17 protein-coding genes are annotated in these 19,170 nt (G+C 68.5%); 8 read left to right on the top strand and 9 right to left on the bottom strand.

Going from position 1 to position 19,170, the window contains the following annotated elements:
• Positions 1–11: 11 nt before the first annotated feature.
• Positions 12–356, bottom strand: coding sequence for a phosphotransferase (locus tag BJ999_RS44000; RefSeq protein WP_373292885.1), 345 nt, complete (start codon positions 354–356; stop codon positions 12–14).
• Between the two features lie 79 nt (positions 357–435).
• Between BJ999_RS44000 and BJ999_RS17475 the strand changes: the two genes are divergently transcribed.
• The 5 genes from BJ999_RS17475 (at position 436) to BJ999_RS17455 (ending at position 6,323) form a co-directional block, all read left to right on the top strand.
• Positions 436–1,041, top strand: coding sequence for an HD domain-containing protein (locus tag BJ999_RS17475; protein WP_218935105.1), 606 nt, complete (start codon positions 436–438; stop codon positions 1,039–1,041).
• Positions 1,042–1,511: 470 nt separating this feature from the next.
• Positions 1,512–2,312, top strand: coding sequence for an alpha/beta fold hydrolase (locus BJ999_RS17470; protein ID WP_179834282.1), 801 nt, complete (start codon positions 1,512–1,514; stop codon positions 2,310–2,312).
• A gap of 911 nt (positions 2,313–3,223) precedes the next feature.
• Positions 3,224–3,922, top strand: coding sequence for an NsdA family TPR-like regulatory protein (locus BJ999_RS17465; RefSeq protein ID WP_179834281.1), 699 nt, complete (start codon positions 3,224–3,226; stop codon positions 3,920–3,922).
• 250 nt (positions 3,923–4,172) lie between these two features.
• Positions 4,173–4,742: an RICIN domain-containing protein gene (locus BJ999_RS17460; protein WP_268247868.1), complete on the top strand. Its 570-nt coding sequence runs from the start codon at positions 4,173–4,175 to the stop codon at positions 4,740–4,742.
• A 1,035-nt stretch (positions 4,743–5,777) separates the two neighbouring features.
• Positions 5,778–6,323: a hypothetical protein gene (locus tag BJ999_RS17455; RefSeq protein WP_179834279.1), complete on the top strand. Its 546-nt coding sequence runs from the start codon at positions 5,778–5,780 to the stop codon at positions 6,321–6,323.
• 50 nt (positions 6,324–6,373) lie between these two features.
• Here the strand turns inward: BJ999_RS17455 and BJ999_RS17450 are convergent, their stop codons facing one another.
• Entirely contained in the window at positions 6,374–7,192 is an 819-nt protein-coding gene (locus tag BJ999_RS17450; RefSeq protein WP_179834278.1) for an MBL fold metallo-hydrolase, read from the bottom strand.
• Positions 7,193–7,302: 110 nt separating this feature from the next.
• Between BJ999_RS17450 and BJ999_RS17445 the strand changes: the two genes are divergently transcribed.
• Together BJ999_RS17445 and BJ999_RS17440 are read left to right on the top strand one after the other, a co-directional pair.
• Positions 7,303–7,908, top strand: coding sequence for a helix-turn-helix domain-containing protein (locus tag BJ999_RS17445; RefSeq protein ID WP_179834277.1), 606 nt, complete (start codon positions 7,303–7,305; stop codon positions 7,906–7,908).
• A 114-nt stretch (positions 7,909–8,022) separates the two neighbouring features.
• Positions 8,023–8,286: a hypothetical protein gene (locus tag BJ999_RS17440; RefSeq protein ID WP_218935104.1), complete on the top strand. Its 264-nt coding sequence runs from the start codon at positions 8,023–8,025 to the stop codon at positions 8,284–8,286.
• 604 nt (positions 8,287–8,890) lie between these two features.
• Here BJ999_RS17440 and BJ999_RS17435 read toward each other — a convergent pair.
• The 5 genes from BJ999_RS17435 to BJ999_RS17415 all read right to left on the bottom strand — a co-directional run bounded on the left by BJ999_RS17435 (position 8,891) and on the right by BJ999_RS17415 (position 14,309).
• The gene (locus BJ999_RS17435; RefSeq protein ID WP_179834276.1) at positions 8,891–10,129 is read right to left on the bottom strand and encodes an FUSC family protein; all 1,239 of its coding nucleotides are present in this window, start codon (positions 10,127–10,129) and stop codon (positions 8,891–8,893) included.
• A gap of 19 nt (positions 10,130–10,148) precedes the next feature.
• Positions 10,149–11,741, bottom strand: a complete 1,593-nt coding sequence (locus BJ999_RS17430; protein WP_218935103.1) for an FAD-dependent oxidoreductase — start codon at positions 11,739–11,741, stop codon at positions 10,149–10,151.
• Positions 11,725–12,111 (bottom strand): thioredoxin, encoded by a 387-nt coding sequence (gene trxA / locus BJ999_RS17425; protein ID WP_179834275.1) that lies wholly within the window; start codon positions 12,109–12,111, stop codon positions 11,725–11,727. Before trxA ends, BJ999_RS17430 begins: the two co-directional genes overlap by 17 nt.
• 79 nt (positions 12,112–12,190) lie before the next feature.
• A complete protein-coding gene (locus tag BJ999_RS17420; RefSeq protein WP_218935102.1) occupies positions 12,191–12,640 on the bottom strand; it encodes an Hsp20/alpha crystallin family protein in 450 nt (149 codons plus the stop codon).
• Positions 12,641–12,734: 94 nt separating this feature from the next.
• Positions 12,735–14,309, bottom strand: coding sequence for a Na+/H+ antiporter (locus BJ999_RS17415; RefSeq protein ID WP_179834274.1), 1,575 nt, complete (start codon positions 14,307–14,309; stop codon positions 12,735–12,737).
• A 162-nt stretch (positions 14,310–14,471) separates the two neighbouring features.
• Here BJ999_RS17415 and BJ999_RS43590 point away from each other — a divergent pair, with 162 nt between their 5' ends.
• Positions 14,472–16,985 carry a winged helix-turn-helix domain-containing protein gene (locus BJ999_RS43590; RefSeq protein WP_179834273.1) on the top strand — a complete coding sequence of 838 codons (2,514 nt, stop codon included), beginning with the start codon at positions 14,472–14,474 and terminating at the stop codon, positions 16,983–16,985.
• On the opposite strand, the gene BJ999_RS17405 is transcribed toward BJ999_RS43590, so the two are convergent.
• The gene (locus tag BJ999_RS17405) at positions 16,973–17,248 is read right to left on the bottom strand and encodes a hypothetical protein (RefSeq protein WP_179834272.1); all 276 of its coding nucleotides are present in this window, start codon (positions 17,246–17,248) and stop codon (positions 16,973–16,975) included. The genes BJ999_RS43590 and BJ999_RS17405 overlap by 13 nt on opposite strands.
• Positions 17,245–19,146, bottom strand: a complete 1,902-nt coding sequence (locus BJ999_RS17400) for an MFS transporter (protein WP_179834271.1) — start codon at positions 19,144–19,146, stop codon at positions 17,245–17,247. Before BJ999_RS17400 ends, BJ999_RS17405 begins: the two co-directional genes overlap by 4 nt.
• Between the last annotated feature and the right edge of the window lie 24 nt (positions 19,147–19,170).

Raw genomic sequence — 19,170 nt, 5'->3', positions numbered from 1 at the left:
GCGGCGAGGTCTCACGCTGGATCGCCGGCGAACATGTCACCGAAGTCGGTGATGCCCGAGAGCGCACCGTCCGAGACGACGACGTTCGCGGGATGGAGGTCGCCGTGCACCCACACCGGCGGGCCCTCCCACGCCTGGGCCGCAACGGCGTCGTCCCAGACGGCCCGAACGTCGACAACGATGTCGTCCGGGGGAACGGCCTGGAAGAAGTTCTCGAAGCCGTCCGCGCCACCACGGGCCCGGCAAGGTCCCCCACCGATCTGGCCGAAGGCGATTCCATCCGGTTCGACGCCGCTCACCCTCACTTGTACCGAGGTCATACCCCGGGCAACCGCGCCGTCCTCCTCATGCCCCACCCTGAGAACTGACGCACGGCCCCAACGGCAAGGCCACCGCACGAGTGGTCGCGCCGAGGTCGGAGAACGGAGGAACACGATGAGATCTGTGGGATTCGACGACCTGCTGATCCCTGATAGCCCGGCCTGCCGCGGCGCTCTCGAAGTGGTGACCACGTACGAGACGCCCTCCCTGCTCAACCACTCCGTCCGCTCCTACCTCTGGGCGGCGGCACACGCACAGCGCAACGGCATCGCGTTCGACGCCGAGCTGCTCTACGTGTCGGCTCTCCTGCACGACATCGGCCTGGTGGCGGAGTTCGACAGCCACACGGTGCCGTTCGAGGAGGCGGGCGGCCACGTGGCCTGGGTCTTCGGCGCCGGCGCGGGCTGGCCCCCGGGGAGGCGGGTACGGGCGTCGGAGGTCATCGTGCGGCACATGTGGCCCGAGGTGCCCGTCGAGGAGGATCCCGAGGGCCACCTGCTGGAGCTGGCCACCGGCATCGACATCTCTGGTCGCGGCCTCGAGAGGATCCCGGTCAGGCTGCGCGGCGAGGTGCTGGAGCGCTACCCGCGCCTGGACCTGGCCGAGGAGTTCACGGCCTGCTTCCGTGACCAGGCGGCGCGCAAGCCGGGCAGTTCCGCCGCGCTGTCCGTGTCCGCCGGGGTCGCCGACCGCATCCGGCGCAACCCGCTCGACGCCTGACTGGCTCCTGCTCCGCCCAGGGAGCGGTTCGACCCTGGTGCGTCCTGACGCCCCGCCACGGCGTCTTCGCGGCTGTGCGGGCGCCGTGGCCGGGCAGCGCCGGTTGGAAGGACCAGCGCCCGGACGCTTTGGACGGCGAGGGGTCGCTCGCCCGTCACGCGATGGGCTTGAGCCGGTGCGACATCAGCACGAGGCCGGACTCGAACGCCCGTGTCTCGATGACGTCGAGCACGCCCAGGACTGGTACTGGGGGTACGCCCGCGCGGCCGGTGCCGAACTCGCCGCCGCCGCCGGCCTCCGAGCGCTTTCACCGCGACCCGTGAACTCACCGGCTCGGCCGACGTACGGAGCGCATCAAACACCCCACGCACCAAGAAGGAGAGGGGACGGTCAGCGGCTAGTGCGCCCATGGTCAGCAGGTGCGGACAGAGTGCTGTTCATCGAGACAGACACCTGATGGAGGTTCGATCATGAACAGCACCAGCGTCACCGGAATCCGCGGCGAGCTTCACATCGATGGCCGCAGCCTTTCCTACCTGGACTTCGGTGGGCCCGGCCGGCCGCTGCTGGCCCTGCACGGCCACCTCTACGAGGGCCGGACATGGGCCCAGCTGACCGAAGCACTGGCGCCGCAGTGGCGGGTCATCGCGCCCGACCAGCGCGGGCACGGCGACTCCGAGCGGGCCGCCTCCTACACCCGTGACGACTACGTGAACGACGCGATCGCGCTTCTGGACCACCTGGGGATCGGGCAGGCCGTGACGCTCGGCCACTCCGGCGGAGGCATCACCGCCTTCCAGATCGCCGCCCGCCGCCCCGAGCGCGTGTCGGCCATCGTCAATGCCGAGGGCCCGGTCTGCGATCTCGCCGATGGCCCCAGCGCCCTGTCGTTCGTGCTGTCGATGCCCTACACCGCCCCCGACCGCCAAGCGCTCCTGGACGCCATCGGGCCGCTGGCCCCGATGCTCGGCGACAAACTGCGCCCCACCCCAGGCGGCGGCTGGCGCCTGCCGTTCCACCCCCAGGACACCATCACCTCAGAACAGGGAACCCACGGTGACCACTGGGCCGACTGGACCTCCACCACCTGCCCCGCCCTGTTCGTGCTCGCCCGCGACAGCCAGGTCATCACCCCCGAGGACGGCAAGGAGATCGTCGCCCGGCGCGCCAACACGCAGCTCGTCGAGCTCGACGGCGACCACTTCGTCCACACCACCGACCCCGACGGCTTCGCCGCCGCCGTCAAGACCTTCCTGGACACCCTCGACTGACCCCGCTCTGGATGGACGGCGGCAGGCCTCTGCCGATCCCCGGTGCCGCCCGAGCCGTCCGACCTGTCCTGGGAACAGGCGCCGCGCCCCTGAAACCGTTAAGGAACTACTGCCGACAAAACGCCAACGATCTCCTTCACCAAAGGGCGGGACCGCACCGCGCCCGCCCTTTACCTATCCGGCCCACCTGACCGTTGCTGCATCTCGTCGACATCACCGCCCCCGCGGCCTCGCAACCGGCGTCCAAACCAACGCACAACGTTGCTGCTTCTCACGGTCGCAACCAGGCGCCGCCCGAGGACCTGCAACGTTGCCGGTTCCCCTCCCAGAACGATGGCGGCCGAGGTCCCGGCCCGGAGGGCGACGACCGCCGGGCACCCACGGAGGCGACCGTGTCATCGGCGAAGCATGGCGTACACGGAGCAGACCCACACCAGTCCGGCCTGGGCCGCCGCGAGCCCGCCGCGCCATGCCGCACCTCCGCACCTCCGCACCCCCGGGCATGGGGGCACAGGGTGGATTGCGGGGCCGTACCGGGGCGGTGCGGCCCCTCGCCTTTACGGTGAGCGCGCTGCCGCCTCCAGGTCACGGTGAGGGCCCCGGAGGCACCCGGAGATCGGCGGAGGGTCGCAGTGGCCACAGGGACCCGCGTGCGGCGAGATTTCGACTATGCCCCCGAAGTCCGCGGCACGCCCCGGGTGGGCTCGGCGCCTGCGTGGCGCGCGCCGCGCACGCGGCCGGGACGCGACGACGACCACGGAGAGTCTTACGCGGATGATCCGCGACTGAGAGAACGGCACCTACCGGCCCAGCGAGCGCTACCGGTTCCTGCATGCGCGTGCTGGACGTCGAGGCTCGACTGGCCCGCTGGCCGCTCCATCGAGGCTCCCCCATCGGAACCCGACGGACAGATGGCCGCACTACGTGCTACCAGCGCCCATGTCGTCGCGCTCGACGCCCGGTTCGGTGGCCGCGACCTGATGGGTACCGCTGTGCGGGCCGCCCACGCCGGCCGCACCGCTCACACCCGCTTCGCCGGAAGCCGCGGTGTCCCCGCCGCGGCCGCCGAAGACCAGCAGATCGCCGGATGGATCGCCTTCGACGATGAACGCCAGGACCTGTCCCGCCAGATGAGCCTGGAGGCCCTGCTGACCGCGCGGGCTACCGGGAACCGGTCGATGGAGCAGTACATCCTCGGCCGGCTCGCCATGCGGGACGTCCACATCCACCGGCCGACCGAGGCCGCGCAGATCTGCCGGGCCGCCCTGGACGACGGGGCCCCAGGCGCCGCGCGCACCATGTTCACCCTGCGCGCAGCGAGGGCCGCCGCGCAGATGGGCGAAGACACCCCCGCTCTCGACCTGATCGAAGAGACGCGCAGCAGGCACCTGGAGGGGCCCCGCACACACGATCCGGCATGGGCATGGTGGCTGACCGAAGCCGAGATCGCATGGCACCACGCGATGATCTACACCGATACCGGCCGATGGGACCGGGCCATCGAACGCTTCACAGCGGCGTGCGAACGCCCGGACGAATACGCGTGGGCCTCACGCATCTCCCAGGCCAGCCTGCGCGAACCCGCCCGGCAGCTCACCGCCAGCGACTGAATCCCGCAGCTCCACAAGGCCCTGTTCGCGGAGAAGGGCGCCTTCCCGGGGTGGCGAGATCCACGCCGCGCAAGCCGGCGGCGTCCTTGTCCGGTCGGGTGTAGAAGCCCATGCGATCACGACCCTATCCGCCACAGGAGCACGCGAAACTGGGAACCCGGATCTGGCCGCCACCGGCCCAACAGGTCCCAGTCGCGACTTCCGGTACACAATAGAAATCGAATTCGTCGAATTCTGTAGCGGAGGTTCCATGCCCCCAAATAGATCATTCCGCGCCGTCGCGCGGTGGCTCGCTCCGACGGCAGCCGCGCCATTGATCGCGACTGCGGTCGCCGTCCCCGCACACGCCGCTCCACTCGTCCCCAATGCGCCGTTCAAAGCGCGGACGCAGGCCGCAGGGAACCGCTGCTTGGACGCCGACCTGGGCACCATCACCACACTGGTCACAAAAGTGCAGCTATGGGACTGCAATTTCGGGGAGCAGCAGGTATGGAACACGCGACTGTGGAGTAACAGCACTGTGGCGGTGTGGACACGAATCCGCCCGAACTGGTGCCTGGACGCCAACCCCGGCGGCTGGAACGGAACCGTCGTCGAGCTGCGCGAATGCAACGGCAGCATCGGCCAGCAATGGCAGGTGCGCGGCCTCAATTCCCCGTACCGGATCGTGCACATCCCCACCGACCGCTGCCTGGAAGCCGCCGCCGCCACCGTCGGCCACAACGGCTCCACCATCCAGCTGTGGGACTGCAACGGCCAACTCCACCAGGGCTGGGCCACCGTCTACACCGCAGCCTCCGCGCAACCGATCTTCCCCTGACCGGCCAACACAGCACAGGAGGCGGGCCGCGAGGACGATCGAAACGGTCGGTGGCAGCAGGAGGCGTTCCGGACCGCTCAGTTGAGCCACGCTACTTGATCACACCAGACAGCGCGCCAACTCTGCCCGGTGTGGCAGGCAGTATCTCCACAGGTCACAGCCTCTACCGCTGATTTCTGCGCCGATCCTCCTAGCGGACCGAATGACTGTAGTGACGTTGGGTAGCGGATCAGATGCTTAGTGCGATAATTCGTAAGGGTTGGACACTCCCGAGACATTCGAGAGAGGAAACCCCCATGCGACGTATCGTCACGGCGCTCGGCCACCCTGCCCATCGTCGGCCTACTCGCGTTGGCTGCCCCTGCAGCCGCACACGCGGCCAACGGAACACCGGTCATCGACTCCCAGCAATACGCCAACCCCCACCCGGTGCAGCCCGCCGCTGCAGCGCAGGCTCGCCAGGAACTGCCGACCTACACCTGCGACAGGGTGAAGCTGGCCTCGTGGCAAGGTGGCGGTCGTGGGGACTGCACGACGACCGACAACCTCCCTGAGTACGGCACCGTCAATGTGCCGTTCATCATCCGCGCGCGCACCGGCTCTCCCTCCGCCCTCTCCTGCTCGGTGACCCCAATTGTGGGAGCCGGATGGGCCGAACTCCCCGAAGTCGTCTCGGGGTACTCCTGCCCCAGCATCGGCCAGTCCCGCGCCCGATCATGGGATACCACCCTGGTAAGGCCCGGTGATTGGGTGGTCTGTGTTCTCTGTCGGCTGTCACTTTCCGTGGTGGTCGTTGGGTGCATAGCGGCTTCATGGGCGCTGCGTCAGCGGTGGTTTGGGGTCTGTTGGTCGGTGTCTGTCCGTAAGATCATCCATGCCGGTTACCTTCACCCTCCTGTGGGCGCAGGCCGCGTCGCTGGGCAAGTTCACAAGGGCCGTCTGGCGTTCTTGCAGGGCTGGACGCGCTCGGCCCGACGCAGCAGTGGCTGGAGGGCGTCCCACCGGGGAAGATCGCGCCCTTCGCGGCGAGGCGCGGTGACCGACGTCGCCGACCTGCGGAAGGTGCTGGATGAGGACAAGCGGCTCACATTGATCGTCAGCCTGCTCCACAGGGCGCGCACAGGCGTCCGCGACGACGTGGTGACGATGTTCTGTAAGCGGCTGGCCTCGATCCACAAGAAGGGCCGCATCCAGTTGGAGACGCTGCGCGAGGTGCACCGAGCCGAGTCCGAACGGCTCCTGGGCATGTTCGGCGACGTCCTGGACGGCGTCCGTGAAGCCATGTCGACGGCCGTGCCGTTGGCCCCGGCTTACGCAGAGCGGCACAACGCGCTCGCTGAGGACGACGGCAGTGCTGGTGCTGAGGCCGGGGCGGAGTCTTCGGACGGCGGGGCCGGCGCCCACAGCCGGGAGGCGATGGTCGAGCGCGCCGGCCGGTTGGCGCTCAAGGCGTTGGACCAGGCCGGAGGCTTGGAGGTGCTGGCCACGGCGCATGACGCGGTGTCGGCCCATCACGGCAACAACTACCTGCCGCTACTGAGGTCCGACCTTTTGCCCGCATCCGCAACTGGCACGACCTGATCTTCTACCGCTCCACCCCGGCCACCCGTTACGGGAGCCGACAGACTCGATCAGCCGATCGGTGGTGCGAGGTATTCCAGCGCATAACCGTCGCCGGAGGGGGTTACGCGGGCGATACCGGGTGAGTCGAGGTGGGCGCCGGCTACGAAGTGGTGCGGCTGGGTCAGTTGTTGGAGGAGGGCCGCTCGCGCGGCGCGGGCCTGGGACTGGTCGCCGTCGAGCTCCCACGACACGTTCGGCTGATCGAATTGGAGCGTGGGGACGTGGACGGTGTCGCCCCAGGCGAGAAGGTGGCCGGTGCCGCTCCTGACGTCGTAGACGGTGTGACCGGGTGTGTGGCCCGGTGTCGGGATCGCGGTGGTCCAGTCGTTGATCGCGACCTTTTCCGACACGGGTACGACCCGATCGCGGATCGGCTCGAGCCGCCCCGTGAACACCGAGGTGTCGCCCGCGCCGATCCACACGCGCTCGAGGTTGGTGAACGCCTCTGAACCGTCCGGCGCGATCAGGCCGCTCACGTGGTCTTCGTGCTTGTGGGTGATGGCCACATCGGTGACATGCGCGCGGTCGATTCCCGCTTCGTCGAGCGCGTCGTAGATCAATCCCATGTTGGGGTCGTGCCAGGCGTTGGACGCCCCCGTGTCGATGAGCACCGACCGCGTGCCGTCGGTGACGAAGAAGGCGTTGACCGACAGCCGCAAGTTGTCGCCGACCAGCGGGACGGCGGCCGGCAGGTCATCGAGCGTGCACCCATCCTCGTCGCGGAGCCGCGTCGGCGGCATGTCGATGTACCCGTCTCGCAACGAGATCACCTGCAGACCGCCGAATTCGAACGTGGCATGGTGCCGGCCACTCGAGATCAAACGCATGGAACCTCCGTCGAGTCGGGCGTGCATCACGCGTCTCCGATAGAAGATTCAATCTTCTTTAGGAGAAACCCTACACTATGGCGCGAGCTATCCATCGATCGAGGAGCACGGTGGTCGAGCAAGACGCAAACGCGGCCGAACCACAGCACGGTGACGACCTGGCCGGCGCGTTCGGCGGTAACGTGCGGCGACGCCGCGAGGAGGCGGGCCTGACGCTGGAGCAACTGTCCACACGGTCGTCGGTCAGCCGGGCGATGCTGTCCAAGGTCGAACGCGGCGAGAAGAGCCCGACGATCGGCGTCGCGTCCAGGATCGCCCACGCGCTCGGCACACCACTCTCGGACCTGATCGGTGCGCCGGCCGCCGCGTCTGGTGTGGCCGTTGCCATGCGCAAGAACGATCGCCCCGTCTTCCGTGACCCGGAAACCGGCTTCGAGCGGCACATGGTGTCAGCGGCCCCGGGCGCGGGAGGAGCCGAGATGATCGTCCACTACCTTCCCGCGCAGGTCTCCACCGGGCTACTGCCCGCGTATCCGCCCGGTACGGAGAAACAACTCGTGGTGCTCGAAGGCACCCTCACGATCGCGATCGGCGGGATCAGCGAGACCCTCAACACGGGCGACTCCCTGTTCTTCCAGGCCGACGCGGACCACGGCTTCGCCAACCGCACGAACGCTCCTTGCGAATACATCATGGTCATCTCGCGCAGAACCTGATCGGCCGCAGCTTGCGGGCCTGGACATTCCACCGACAAGCAGTCTGACGCCCACCAGCGGCACGCCCTGGCCGCGCTGCTGGCCGCCTGCGCCCCTGTGTAGAGGGGTGACGAGGTGTACGCGCTGCACATCAACCGCTATGTCGTCCATGTGGTCAGCCGCATTCGCATTGTGGATCTCGATCGCGGTGGGTGCTGCGGGCCCGGCGATCTTCTGCCCCGGCTCACTTGGCGGAACGCGCGAGGCAAGACACGCACGCTCAAGTTCGTCACCGAGGAGGAACGTCTCGAGCGCTCGGTCAGCTTGCAGGGGTTCTATCGGCTGACCGCGGGATCAGCCGCTGAGCTTCACGGGCTGGTGTCCGGGACCCTCGCCTGAGAGGTGCCGCGGCAAAGCCCGGTGACGGGTGTTGTGTTCTCTGACGGTTGTCACTGTCTGTTGTGGTCGCCGGGTGCGTAGCGGCTCCAGGGTGCGCCCGCCTCGGCGGCGGTGCGGCTGGTCTGTTGGTCGGTGTAGCCGAGCATGCGGGCGATGACCGGGGCGGGGACCTGGAGAACGAGGTGGCAGATCAGAACAGGTATAAGTCACCAGGACACAGCCCGCCGGTAAGAGTGTCGGGACGGTGTGGCGCCCTCGCGCGCTGCCCGCGTAGGATCCTTCTGGACCGGAGGAGACGTAGGGAGCCGATAGGGCCACCGTGGTGGGACTCCTCTGGACCCGCCACGACTCCCCCGGACGTTTTCGCAGGTGAGAGACTCCCCGATCGACCTCCATCGACCTTGATCGACTGGTCTTCTGTGCCACTCGGTCAACAAGTCCTCCTCGCCCACGGTCTAGCTTCGATCTTTCGTGAGGTCGGTTGGGTCGCTCCGCGGACCCACCGACCTCACGAAAGATCGAGGTTGACCCGGCGGGCTATTTCAGTTGCCTGAACGACGTTCCATGTTGAAGGCGCTCGCGACTTGTCGACGGCGAGTACGGGTCAGGTGCGTGCTCGGCGCAGGTCTGCTCGCCGGCGGATCGGGCTGAGCGTGGCGGGCGGCGAAGGCTTGGGGATGCGGAGTCGGCGAGTCGGGCGCCCTTGCGTTCGCATCCGCCGCCCGGCCTCCAGTTCGGTTCTCAAGCGGTCGAGATGAACGAGGAGCTCACCATGGAGCGGCCAATCGGGGCTGTCGGCCCACAACAACTCGCCCAGTTTCACGCGCTCTTCGTGCGCGGCGCCCAGGTGATAGGCGAGCGGGTCCCCGAGGTCGGTCGTTCCTGTGGCGAACTGCTGGCGGCGCATTCGCCCGTAGGTGCTCATCGCCGAAGCCAGATGTCCTAGGGCCGTGGCAAGCCGGCTGCGAGCGTCGCTCTTGGACAGAGGGTCCTCGCGCTCCTGCTCAGGCTCGTTGGCGTGGTCGGCGAGGCAGCGTGCAAGGCCGCGGATGGTGATCCCGCAGTGCTCCAAAGCGGCCAGGGTCTCCCGTAGCGCCACCATTGCTCGAAACATTCCGACCCCCTGCGGATTGAGTCGGATGCTCTCCTCGGCCTGTGCGAGTTCGCCGTCGACGCGTTGGACATCCCGGCTGAGGGAGCGGGCCTGGGAGAGCAATTCGCCGAACGTGCGCGGCTCGGGGCGCTTTTCCACCGCGTCGGCGATGTCGTGGAGGTGGCGGGCCATGGTGCCGCTAAGGCCCTCTAGAGCCTCCTCTGCCGCTTGGATCCTGACGGGGGAGGTCAGGATTCCGGCGACCAGGCCGGTGAGCGCGCCGACGAGGGTTTCCACGATCCGCCCCGTGGCCGCAGCATCGGTCTCGATGGACAGGATGAGCATGGCACTGATCGGCACCTCGAGGATGTAGTTGCCGAGCCGCATCACGAATCCGCAGATCAGCGCGGCGGTGATGGCCAGGCCCAGGCTCCACCAACTGAATCCCACCAGACTCGACAGAAGTGCCGCGACCATCACACCGACCACGACGCTGACGACACGCTGCCAGACATGGCGAATGGTCTGGAACAGTGTGATCTGGACGACGAGGATTGCCGTCAGAGGGGCGAGTACGGGCCTTGGGTTGGGGTCGGGCAACCACGACGCGAACTCGAACGCAAGGACCGCGGTCACGGCGAGGCGAGCGATCACGAAGGCCGTGGGCTGCGTTTGCAACCGCCTCAGGCCCACTCGCGCCGGCGTGACGGCGCCGTGCGCCACCGCACGTATTCGCTGGTCACTGCTCATCTCATGCCCCCATAGCCGTTTATCGGTTCAGGCGCACGAATGCAAGGCGGACGGCCATCGCCCCCTCCCCCACCGCCGAAGCGACCCGCTTGATCGAACCGCTCCGTACGTCACCGACGGCCAACACGCCGGGCAGGTTGGTCTCCAACGGCAGGGCTTGAGGGCCGCCGGTGCGCACGTATCCCTTGTCATCGAGTTCGACCGTGTCCGCCAACCAGTCGACACAGGGGACGGCTCCGATGAAGACGAACAACGCGCGAACCTCGAATCGGCGGGTCTCACCGGTCCGGTTGTTCTCCGCGACAGCCTCCTCCAGAAAATCGTGTCCGTGCACTTCACGGATCTCCGTGTGCAGGAACACCTCTATTTCGGGGCAGTGTTCGATCCGATCGACGAGGTAGCGCGACATGTTCTCGCCAAGCTCCGCACCCCGGACGAAGAGCAAGACCTGTGTGGCGTGCCGAGCCAGGAAAACGGCTGCCTGACCCGCCGAGTTGCCGCCGCCGACGATCGCCACCGGCATGTGCCGACATTGCAGCGCCTCAACCTGGGTCGCCGCGTAGTACACCCCGGTGCCGTCGAAGTCTTCCAGGTGTGGGACGTCCAACCGGCGGTAGCGGGCGCCGGTCGCGATGACGACCGTGCGGCCGGAAAGTTCGCCGCCTCCGCCGAGGTCGACGGTGTACCGGTCGTTGCGTGCCCGTAGTCCCGTGGCGTCACCGGGCACCTGGATCTTCGCCCCGAATTTCCCGGCCTGGATGACCGCACGATCGGCCAACTCCGCGCCCGAGATGCCGGCGGGGAAACCGAGGTAATTCTCGATCTTGGATGACGTCCCGGCCTGCCCTCCGGTGGCGATGGCATCGACGACCATCGTGTCCAGGCCCTCTGAGGAGCCGTACACGGCCGCGGCCAACCCGGCCGGGCCCGCGCCGATGACGAGAAGGTCGTGTGCCGAGGAGTCCGGTGCCGGTGGCGGCAGCCCAAGAAGCCGGGGGAGTTCGTCGTCCCCCGGATTGCGCAGCACCCGCTCACCGTCCAGGATCACGACGGGTGTCTCCGACACCGGGATGCTGAGCCCCCTGAGCAGCGTTTCGGCGTCCTCGTCGTCCTCGACGTCGATCCATCGGTGCGGCAGTCGGTTGCGCACGGCGAAGTCGCGCAGTCGCCGGCAGCGGGCAGAGAACCGCGAGCCGATGATCCGCAGCCCGGCGCCCTGCGCGATGAGCATCGAACGGCGGATGAGGAAGGCGCGCAGGACGAGATCGCCGAACCAGGGTTCCTGGCCGGCCAACTCGCGCAGCCGCCGGGGCGGCACCGCGATCACCTCGCCCGGCTCGGCGACGCGGGCCGTGAGGAACGTGGGCTGACCTGTCAGCAGGCCCAGTTCGCCGAGGAAGCGTCCCGGACCGTGCACCCTGATGACTTCGCCCTTGTCCAACATCGCCACCGTCCCGGCCAGGATCAGGAAGAAGCCGTAGTCCCGGTCCCCTTCCGAGAAGAGGACATCGCCGCGGCGAGTCGGGCATTGTTCGCCGTATGCCGCGACCAGCCCGATCTGCTCGCGGTCGAGCCGGGGGTAGGCGCCGTTCAGATCAGGTGTCTCTTCCAAGGGTTTCCTCCACCCACGTCCGGAGCGGACCAGCGGGCACGGCGCCCGCTCTCTGGTCGATCACCTTCCCGTCACGCATCAGCAGCAGCGTGGGAACGGCACGAACGGCGAAGCGCTCCTGTATCTTCGGCGCCCGGTCAATGTCGATCTTCACGAGTTTCAGCCGCCCGGCCAGTTCGTGGGCGAGGCGCTCCAGTACCGGGCTGACCGTGCGGCACGGCGCGCACCAGGTGGCCCACAGGTCGATGATGACCGGCACCGAGGAGCGCTCGGCGACCTCGGCGAAGTCTTCGTCTCCGGCCTCCGCGATCCACGGGAGCGGCCTGCGGCAGTTCCCGCAGACAGGACCGCCGGCAGCGGCCGCCGGCATACGGTTCTTCTTCCCGCAGTGCTCACAACGGACGATCACCGTCTCCTCCAGGCGTGGTGGGCGAAGCGTCCTTTGGGGGTCAGCCCTTGACCTCGACGTGGCGGTCCTTCTCGGTCGTGGCCTTGGGGACCGTCACGGTCAGCACGCCGTCGGCGAGGTTCGCGTCGACGCGTTCGGCGTCGATGTCGCCGGGCAGGTATACGCGGTACTCGAACCGGCCTGTGCGCCGCTGCTTGCGGTGCCGCAGTCCACGGCTCTCCCGCTCCTTGACCTCCCCGGTGATGGTCAGCTCCCGGTCGTGCAGCGACACGTCGACCTCGTTCTTCTTCAGGCCGGGAAGTTCGGCCTCGATCACGTAGGCGTCGTCGGTCTCGCCGACGTCGGCCGCGGGCACCCAGGGCATCTCCGTCGGGGTTCCGGCGAAAGCCGCGTTGACCAACTGCTCCATCTGCTCGTAGAGGGCGTCGAACGCCCGCGGCCTCGGTGTGAGCATCGTGTCACCGGAGCGGCGGATGCTGGGCAGTGCCATGGTTCGATCCTCTCGTGGGGTTCTCCCAATCGAGCGTTGCCTGTCCGGCGGTAAGGCACATCCTCAGAGTTGACAGGTCTGGGCAGGGCCCCGGTCAGCCGACTTCCCGGATGTCGGGGTCCTCTAGATCGAGCCATCGGTCCACGGCCCGCAGGCCCTCGGCGCTGATCTTGCCTTTGGAGTAGAGCCGGCGCAGCTTCTCTCGCTGCGTCCGTACCAGCTCGCGGCGGAGGCCGAGGGAGTCGGTGACCTCCTCGTCGAGGTCCTCGCCGAACTCGGCGCGAATCCGGTCCAGGAGGTCCTCGTACAGCTGGCGGAAGGTCCTGCCGGTGCGACCATCGACCTCGCCGTTCTCGATGAGCTCGTCGAGCCGGGCCAGGGCGGCTTCCACCACAGCCTTCTTCGCCTCCTGGTACTCGATCCGGACGCGGTCGGACTCGGCCAGGCCCAGCCGTCTCAGCAGGCCGGGCAGCGTGGTCGCACACCCGATCAGGGTGATGAACACGACGGCGCCGGTCACAAAGAGCCTCTCGCCGCGTCGTTCCGGCGGCAGGCCCGGTGCGGACACGGGCAGGGACAGCACGATCGCCAGCGAGATCGCGCCTCGCATGCCGCTCCAGCCGATGGCGAGCCGGTCGCGCCAGGGCAGATGGTCGAAGGTGATGTGCCGGCCGGGCAGATACCGGGAGAGCGGGAAGACGAGCTGCGTCCAGGCGAGCCGCAGAGCCACGATGACAGCCGTGACCGCGACCGCGCCGAGAACCGCCGACGGCCATGCCGCACCGGTCAGCTCGCGCACGATGACGCGTATCTCGAGGCCGAGCAAAACGAACAGTGCCGACTCGAGGAGGAAGACCAGCACCCGCCAGAACAGATGGCCGGGCAGCCGGGACGCCGGTTGGAGCACGCCCTCTCCGCGCGTGCCAAGGTAGAAGCCCGCGCAGACGGTGGCGAGCACCCCGGAGAAGCCGAGCCTGTCGGCCGGGACGAACGCGAGGTACGGCGTCAGCAGGGACACGATGATCTGGCTGCCGGGATCGCGGATCCGGCGGCGCAGGCGGGACGCTATGAACCCCACTGCCAGGCCGTACGCCACGCCGCCGGCGACCACCCCGGCCAGGCGCGCGATGCCGTGGCCGACGGTGAAGGGCGTCGTCAGCGACTCGACGGCCAGCACGAAGGCGGTGAGCGCGACGGCGTCATTGATGAGGTTCTCACCTTCGATGATGGTCACGATCCGAACCGGCGCGTTCAGCCGCTTCATGATCGAGATTGCGGCGACGGGGTCGGTGGGGGCCACGGCGGCACCGAGGGCTATGGCCGCCGCCCAGCCCAGGTCGGGCAGGACCCACCGCAGGACCGCGGCGACCGTGAAGGTGGTCACCGTCGTCAAGCCGATCGCCAGCGCCGTGATCGGCACGGCCTCCGCCTTCGCCTCGCGCGGGGCGCTGAAGAACGCCGCGTAGTAGACCAACGGGGGGAGGAAGCCGAGCAGCACCACTTCCGGCGGCAGCTCGATCTCGGGCATGCCGGGCAAGAACGCGATCGCCGCGCCGAGCACGACGAGCAGGATCGCGTCGGGCATCCCTATACGCGCGGACAAGGCCCGGGAGAGCAGTACCACGACCGCGGTGGCCAGGACGACGATGAACACGGATTCCGGGCCCATGATCGCGGCCTTCCCCCACAGGGCCCGGCCAGCCGAAGATGCGGGTAGGGAAATGTACAAGAGGGACTGATCTGCCGACGATCACTGCCGTCAGCGCTCAGCGGCGGCTGCTACCCGGCCGGAGGATGCAAGACGCCCGGCGGCACGCGGAGGGTGGTGGGCGTGACAGAGGAACCACTGCTCGACTCGAAGCTGGAGCCGCCCGACCCTCCATCAGGGCTGGTGGAGCGACCAGGTCTCAGCCATGCCCTCGACGCTGGGCGGCAGCGCCCGATAACGCTGGTCAACGCCCCACCCGGCTGGGGGAAGTCCGTACTGCTGAGCTGGTGGACGAGGGCGACGGAATTCCGCGTCGGCTGGGTCGGCATCGAGGACGGGGACGATCCCCGGTTCTGGTCCTATCTGCGGGCCGCGCTGAACTCCGCGGGACGTTTCGCAGGTGACGCCCTGCCGTCGCCGGACGAGGCGCCCCAGGAGGTGTTCTTGGCCCGACTGGCGGCCAGGCTGGCCGATCTGCGCGAACCGGTGGGCATCGTCCTCGACGATTTCCATCGAATACGGGATCCGCGCGTCCTGAAGGGCCTGGAGTATCTTGTCCGGCACGCCGGGCGGGCTCTACGGATGGTCATCGTGACGCGCGGCGGTCCGGGACCTGCACTGGCACGGCTGCGGCTCGCCGATGCGGTCACCGTGGTGGAGGGCGCGGATCTGTCCTTCAACATGGCGGAGACTGTCGAACTGCTGGCCGCGCTCGGCCTGGAATTGCCCGACCGGTACACACGCATGCTGCTCCGGCGAACAGCGGGGTGGCCAGCGGGCCTCAGGCTGGCAGGACTGTCCATGCGAGGACACTGCGATCCGCCGCGTTTCGTCGAGGAGTTCACCGGCAACCACGAGAGCATCGCGGGTTATTTCACATCAGAAGTGTTGGACGGGCTCGGCGGTGGGCACCGGGAGGTCCTGCTGTGCGGCTGTGTACTGGATGAGCTGACCGGCAGCCTGGTGGACGCCCTCACCGGCCGGTCGGACGGTGAAAGGATCCTCGCCGAACTGTGGGAGGCGGGCGTTTTCCTCGACCCGGTCGGCGACGGGCGCTCCGCGTACCGCTGTCACCGTCTCTTCCGTGAGTTCCTCCGCCGTGAGCTGGTCAGGCGGGCACCGCTACGAGTTCCCGAGCTGCATCGGCGCGCGGCCACCTGGTACGCCGCACGAGGCTCGTCCTCGGAAGCGCTACAGCATGCCCTCCTGTCCTCGGACTGGCGTATGGCCACGGATCTGGTGACCGAGTACTGGCCCGATCTCGTGCTCTCTGGTCCGGACCCGCCGCTCTGGGTACCCGGCCCCGCGCCACCCGAAGCAGCCCTTCGCGATAACCCGGATCTTGCACTGGCCTGTGCACTGAACCAGCAGATTCTCGGCGATCGGCGAGGAACCGACCGTTATCTGCGGCTCACCGGCGATGACAGGGTCACGGCGATCCACCTGGCACGGTCGGTGGCGGCGGGGGACGTCGCCACGGCCTCCTCCCAGGCGTCACGGCTCCTCACCCACCGGGAAGACAACGAAGGCGCCCGTAGCGTCGCCCTTTCCGCACTCGGCACGGCCAGGCTGGCGACCGGCGACCTGTCCGTAGCGGAACGGGCACTGGACGGCGGGCTGGTCGCGGCTGAGCGGGTGGGTCTGGGACGGGTCCGGGCAGCGTGCCTGAGCAGGCTCGCCGTGGTCCGTGCACTGCTCGGCGATCTCCATCTCGCGAAGCGGACGGCTCAGGATTCGCTCGGTTCCACGACGACGTCCGTGGCTTGCGGATATGCCCATCTGGCGCTAGCGATCACGCACCATGAATGGGGCGAGGGGGATGAGGCGGCACGGTACCTGGATCTCGCAGAGGGTTCCGGTGACCGGCTCCTCGCAGCGCTGATCAGCATTGTCCGGCTGTGGTCGCTACAGGACGGCGAATCCCGCTCCAGAGCGGATGAGGCAGTGCGCGAGGCCCACCACGAACTCACCGGCTGGGCCGTACCGAGGTACATCGCCCACCGGTTCACCGCCGCCGAGGCGGGACTTCGAGCGAGCTTCGGGGACACCCGGACGGCCTTCCGGCTCCTTGCCGACCAGGCTGAGGCCTCGGGCGGCTCGGCGACGCTGACGGTCGCGCTCGCACGTGCACAACTGAGGGACGGCAATCTGGACGCGGCGATAGGGACGGCCGCCGGCGCGCCGAACGGGGAACTGGGGCTCGCGCTGGAAGCGGGCCTTCTGGAAGCCTTGGCCGCCGACCGTCTCGGCCGTGGCCGACATGCTTCCATGAGCCTGGAGAAGGCCCTGCAACTCGCCGATCATGAACGGTTCCGGGGTGTGTTCATCCGCGAGGGCCCGGCGGCGCGGCGGCTTCTGAGCGCCCACCTGGACTCCGGGACGGCATACTGGCCGTTGGTCATGGACATCATCGAGTGCGCCACCGACCGGCCGGACCGCCCCGTCGCACCGCTGACCGAGCGGGAACTGACGGTGCTGCGGTATCTCCAGAGCGTTCTGACGACCGAGGAGATCGCGGCCGAGTTGCACGTCTCGGTCAACACCGTGAAGACGCACATGCGCCACATCTACCGGAAGCTCACCGCCTCCCGGCGCCGGGAGGCGGTGCGCAAGGCGCGGGACGCTCAGCTTCTCTGAGCGCCGCTGTCGTGACGGCTGCGGTGACGGTTCCGGAAGGTTCGGAACAGGCGAAGCGGGAACAGCCCGATCAGCGGAGCGCGCCTGCCGAGATCCTCGCGATCCTCCCGGTCGAAGGCACGGGCGTAACGGGCGGCGTCCCCGGCGGTCTCGTACTCCTTGGCCCCTCCGGCCTCGCATTTCCGGTCGCAGCTCCACACCAGGGTGTTCCCTTCACTGGTGAACCGCGGACGATGGCCGAGAAGACGGCAGGCGAGCGTCACTCCTCATCCCTTCTGGAGTCTCCCGGGCCGTACCTGCTGCGGGTCAGCCGCAGTAGGCGCCCCTCCTTGGTCGCCTCTTCCAGGGCCTGCCTGAACCGGCCGGGGCCCCAGCTTCGAGCCCTGACCCGCTTCGCCAGGTCGCGCCGCTCCACAGGCCCCGCCCCGGTCGCGTGGACGAGATCATCGATCTCACGGTCGAGTTCGCGCTCGGAGACCGCCGTCGACCGGCTTGGCGTGCCCGCGGTTCCCATCATTCCCGGAGAGTAGGTCTGCGAGCCCCCAGGCCCGGGACGGAAGCGCTGCGGCCTCGCCATCTCCCGCTTGCGGCGCCGGGCGGCGCGCTCCCGGACGCGGCGATCGCGTTCGTCAGACCGGCGCCTGTCCTCGGCCGGCAGTTCCCGCTCCAGCGCGGCCCGCCGGAGGCCCTCCTGCTCCTGCGGCGTGGTGGCCTCGGCCTCCTCCGCGGTAAGCGGACGGGCGATGTTCTCCAGCGACTGCTGTTCGGCGCGGACACCGAAGATCAGCTCCGCGAATCCGCCCAGCATCATCGCCCCGCACCCGATGAAGAACCCGACGGCGACCAGGTCCAGCCGGCCGCTGCCGATGAACTGGCCGAAGAGCGCCGGGCCGGTGATCCCGCCGACGGCGGTGCCGACCGCGAAGAAGAGGGCGATGGCGAGCGCACGGGTCTCCATCGGGAAGATCTCGCTGACCGTCAGGTAGGCGGAACTGGCCCCGGCCGACGCGACGAAGAAGCTCAGCGCTACCAGGACGATGAACGTCGTCGAGGTCAGCAGGCCGGCCATGAGCAGAGCCGCGGTCGCCGCGATCAGGGCCGCGGAGCCGAAGTAGGTACCGGCGATCATCGGCTTGCGGCCGACGGTGTCGAAGAGGCGTCCGAGCAGTAGCGGCCCCATCAGGTTCCCGAGCGCGAACGCGGCCAGGAAGTAGGGCACCGTGCCGGACGCGACGTCGGAGAAGTCGCTGAGGATCGTGCCCAGGTCGAACGTGACGGCGTTGTACATGAACGCCTGCCCGACGAACAGCGACAGCCCGAGAACGGTGCGGTTGGGATAGCGCTTGGCCGTCACGCGGGCGATCTCGCGGAAGCTGATCGACCTGCGCTGCCGCACGGTGATGCTCTGGGCCGGAGGGGGCAGCGGCTCCCCCGTCTCGGACTGAACCTCCCGCTCGATCCGGTCAACGATCCGTTCCGCCTCCTCGGCACGGCCATGGATGAACAGCCAGCGGGGGCTCTCCGGAACGTTCCGGCGCACCACCATGATCCCCAGCCCGAGGGCCCCGCCGATGGCGAAGGCCAGCCGCCAGCCGAGATCCGCCGACAGCAGGGCATCGTTGAGGAGAAGCACGCTGCCAAGACTTCCAAGGGCCGCGCCCAGCCAGTAACTGCCGTTGATGGCAAGGTCCACACGGCCGCGGTTGCGGGCAGGGATCAGCTCGTCGATGGCCGAGTTGATGGCCGCGTACTCACCGCCGATCCCGGCCCCCGTGAGGAAACGGAACAGGAACAGGTACCACGCCTCGGTAGCGAACGCGGTCGCCACGGTCGCGACCACGTACAACCCCAGTGTGATCATGAACAGTTTCTTGCGCCCGAAGCGGTCGGTGAGCTGACCGAAGAGAAGCGCACCCAGGCAGGCGCCGGCAACGTAGAAGGCCGCGGCCGTGCCGATGTCGCCGCTGGCGACGTCGATGCCGCTGCCCGGCTCGGTCATCCGGGCAGCGATCGAACCCACGATCGTGACCTCCAGCCCGTCCAGGATCCAGACGGTGCCGAGGCCGATCACGATCCTCCAGTGGAACCGCGTCCAGGCAAGGCGGTCCAGCCGAGCGGGAATCTGGGTCTGAATCGTGCCGCCTTCACCGGCATTCGTCATCCCTTACCCCCTTGAAAGCAGGTC

Origin of the sequence: Actinomadura citrea (genome assembly GCF_013409045.1) — a bacterium.
Classification (GTDB): Bacteria; Actinomycetota; Actinomycetes; order Streptosporangiales; family Streptosporangiaceae; genus Spirillospora; species Spirillospora citrea.
Note: the sequence above shows the minus strand (reverse complement) of the source record. Positions and strands in the feature narration are given on the sequence as shown.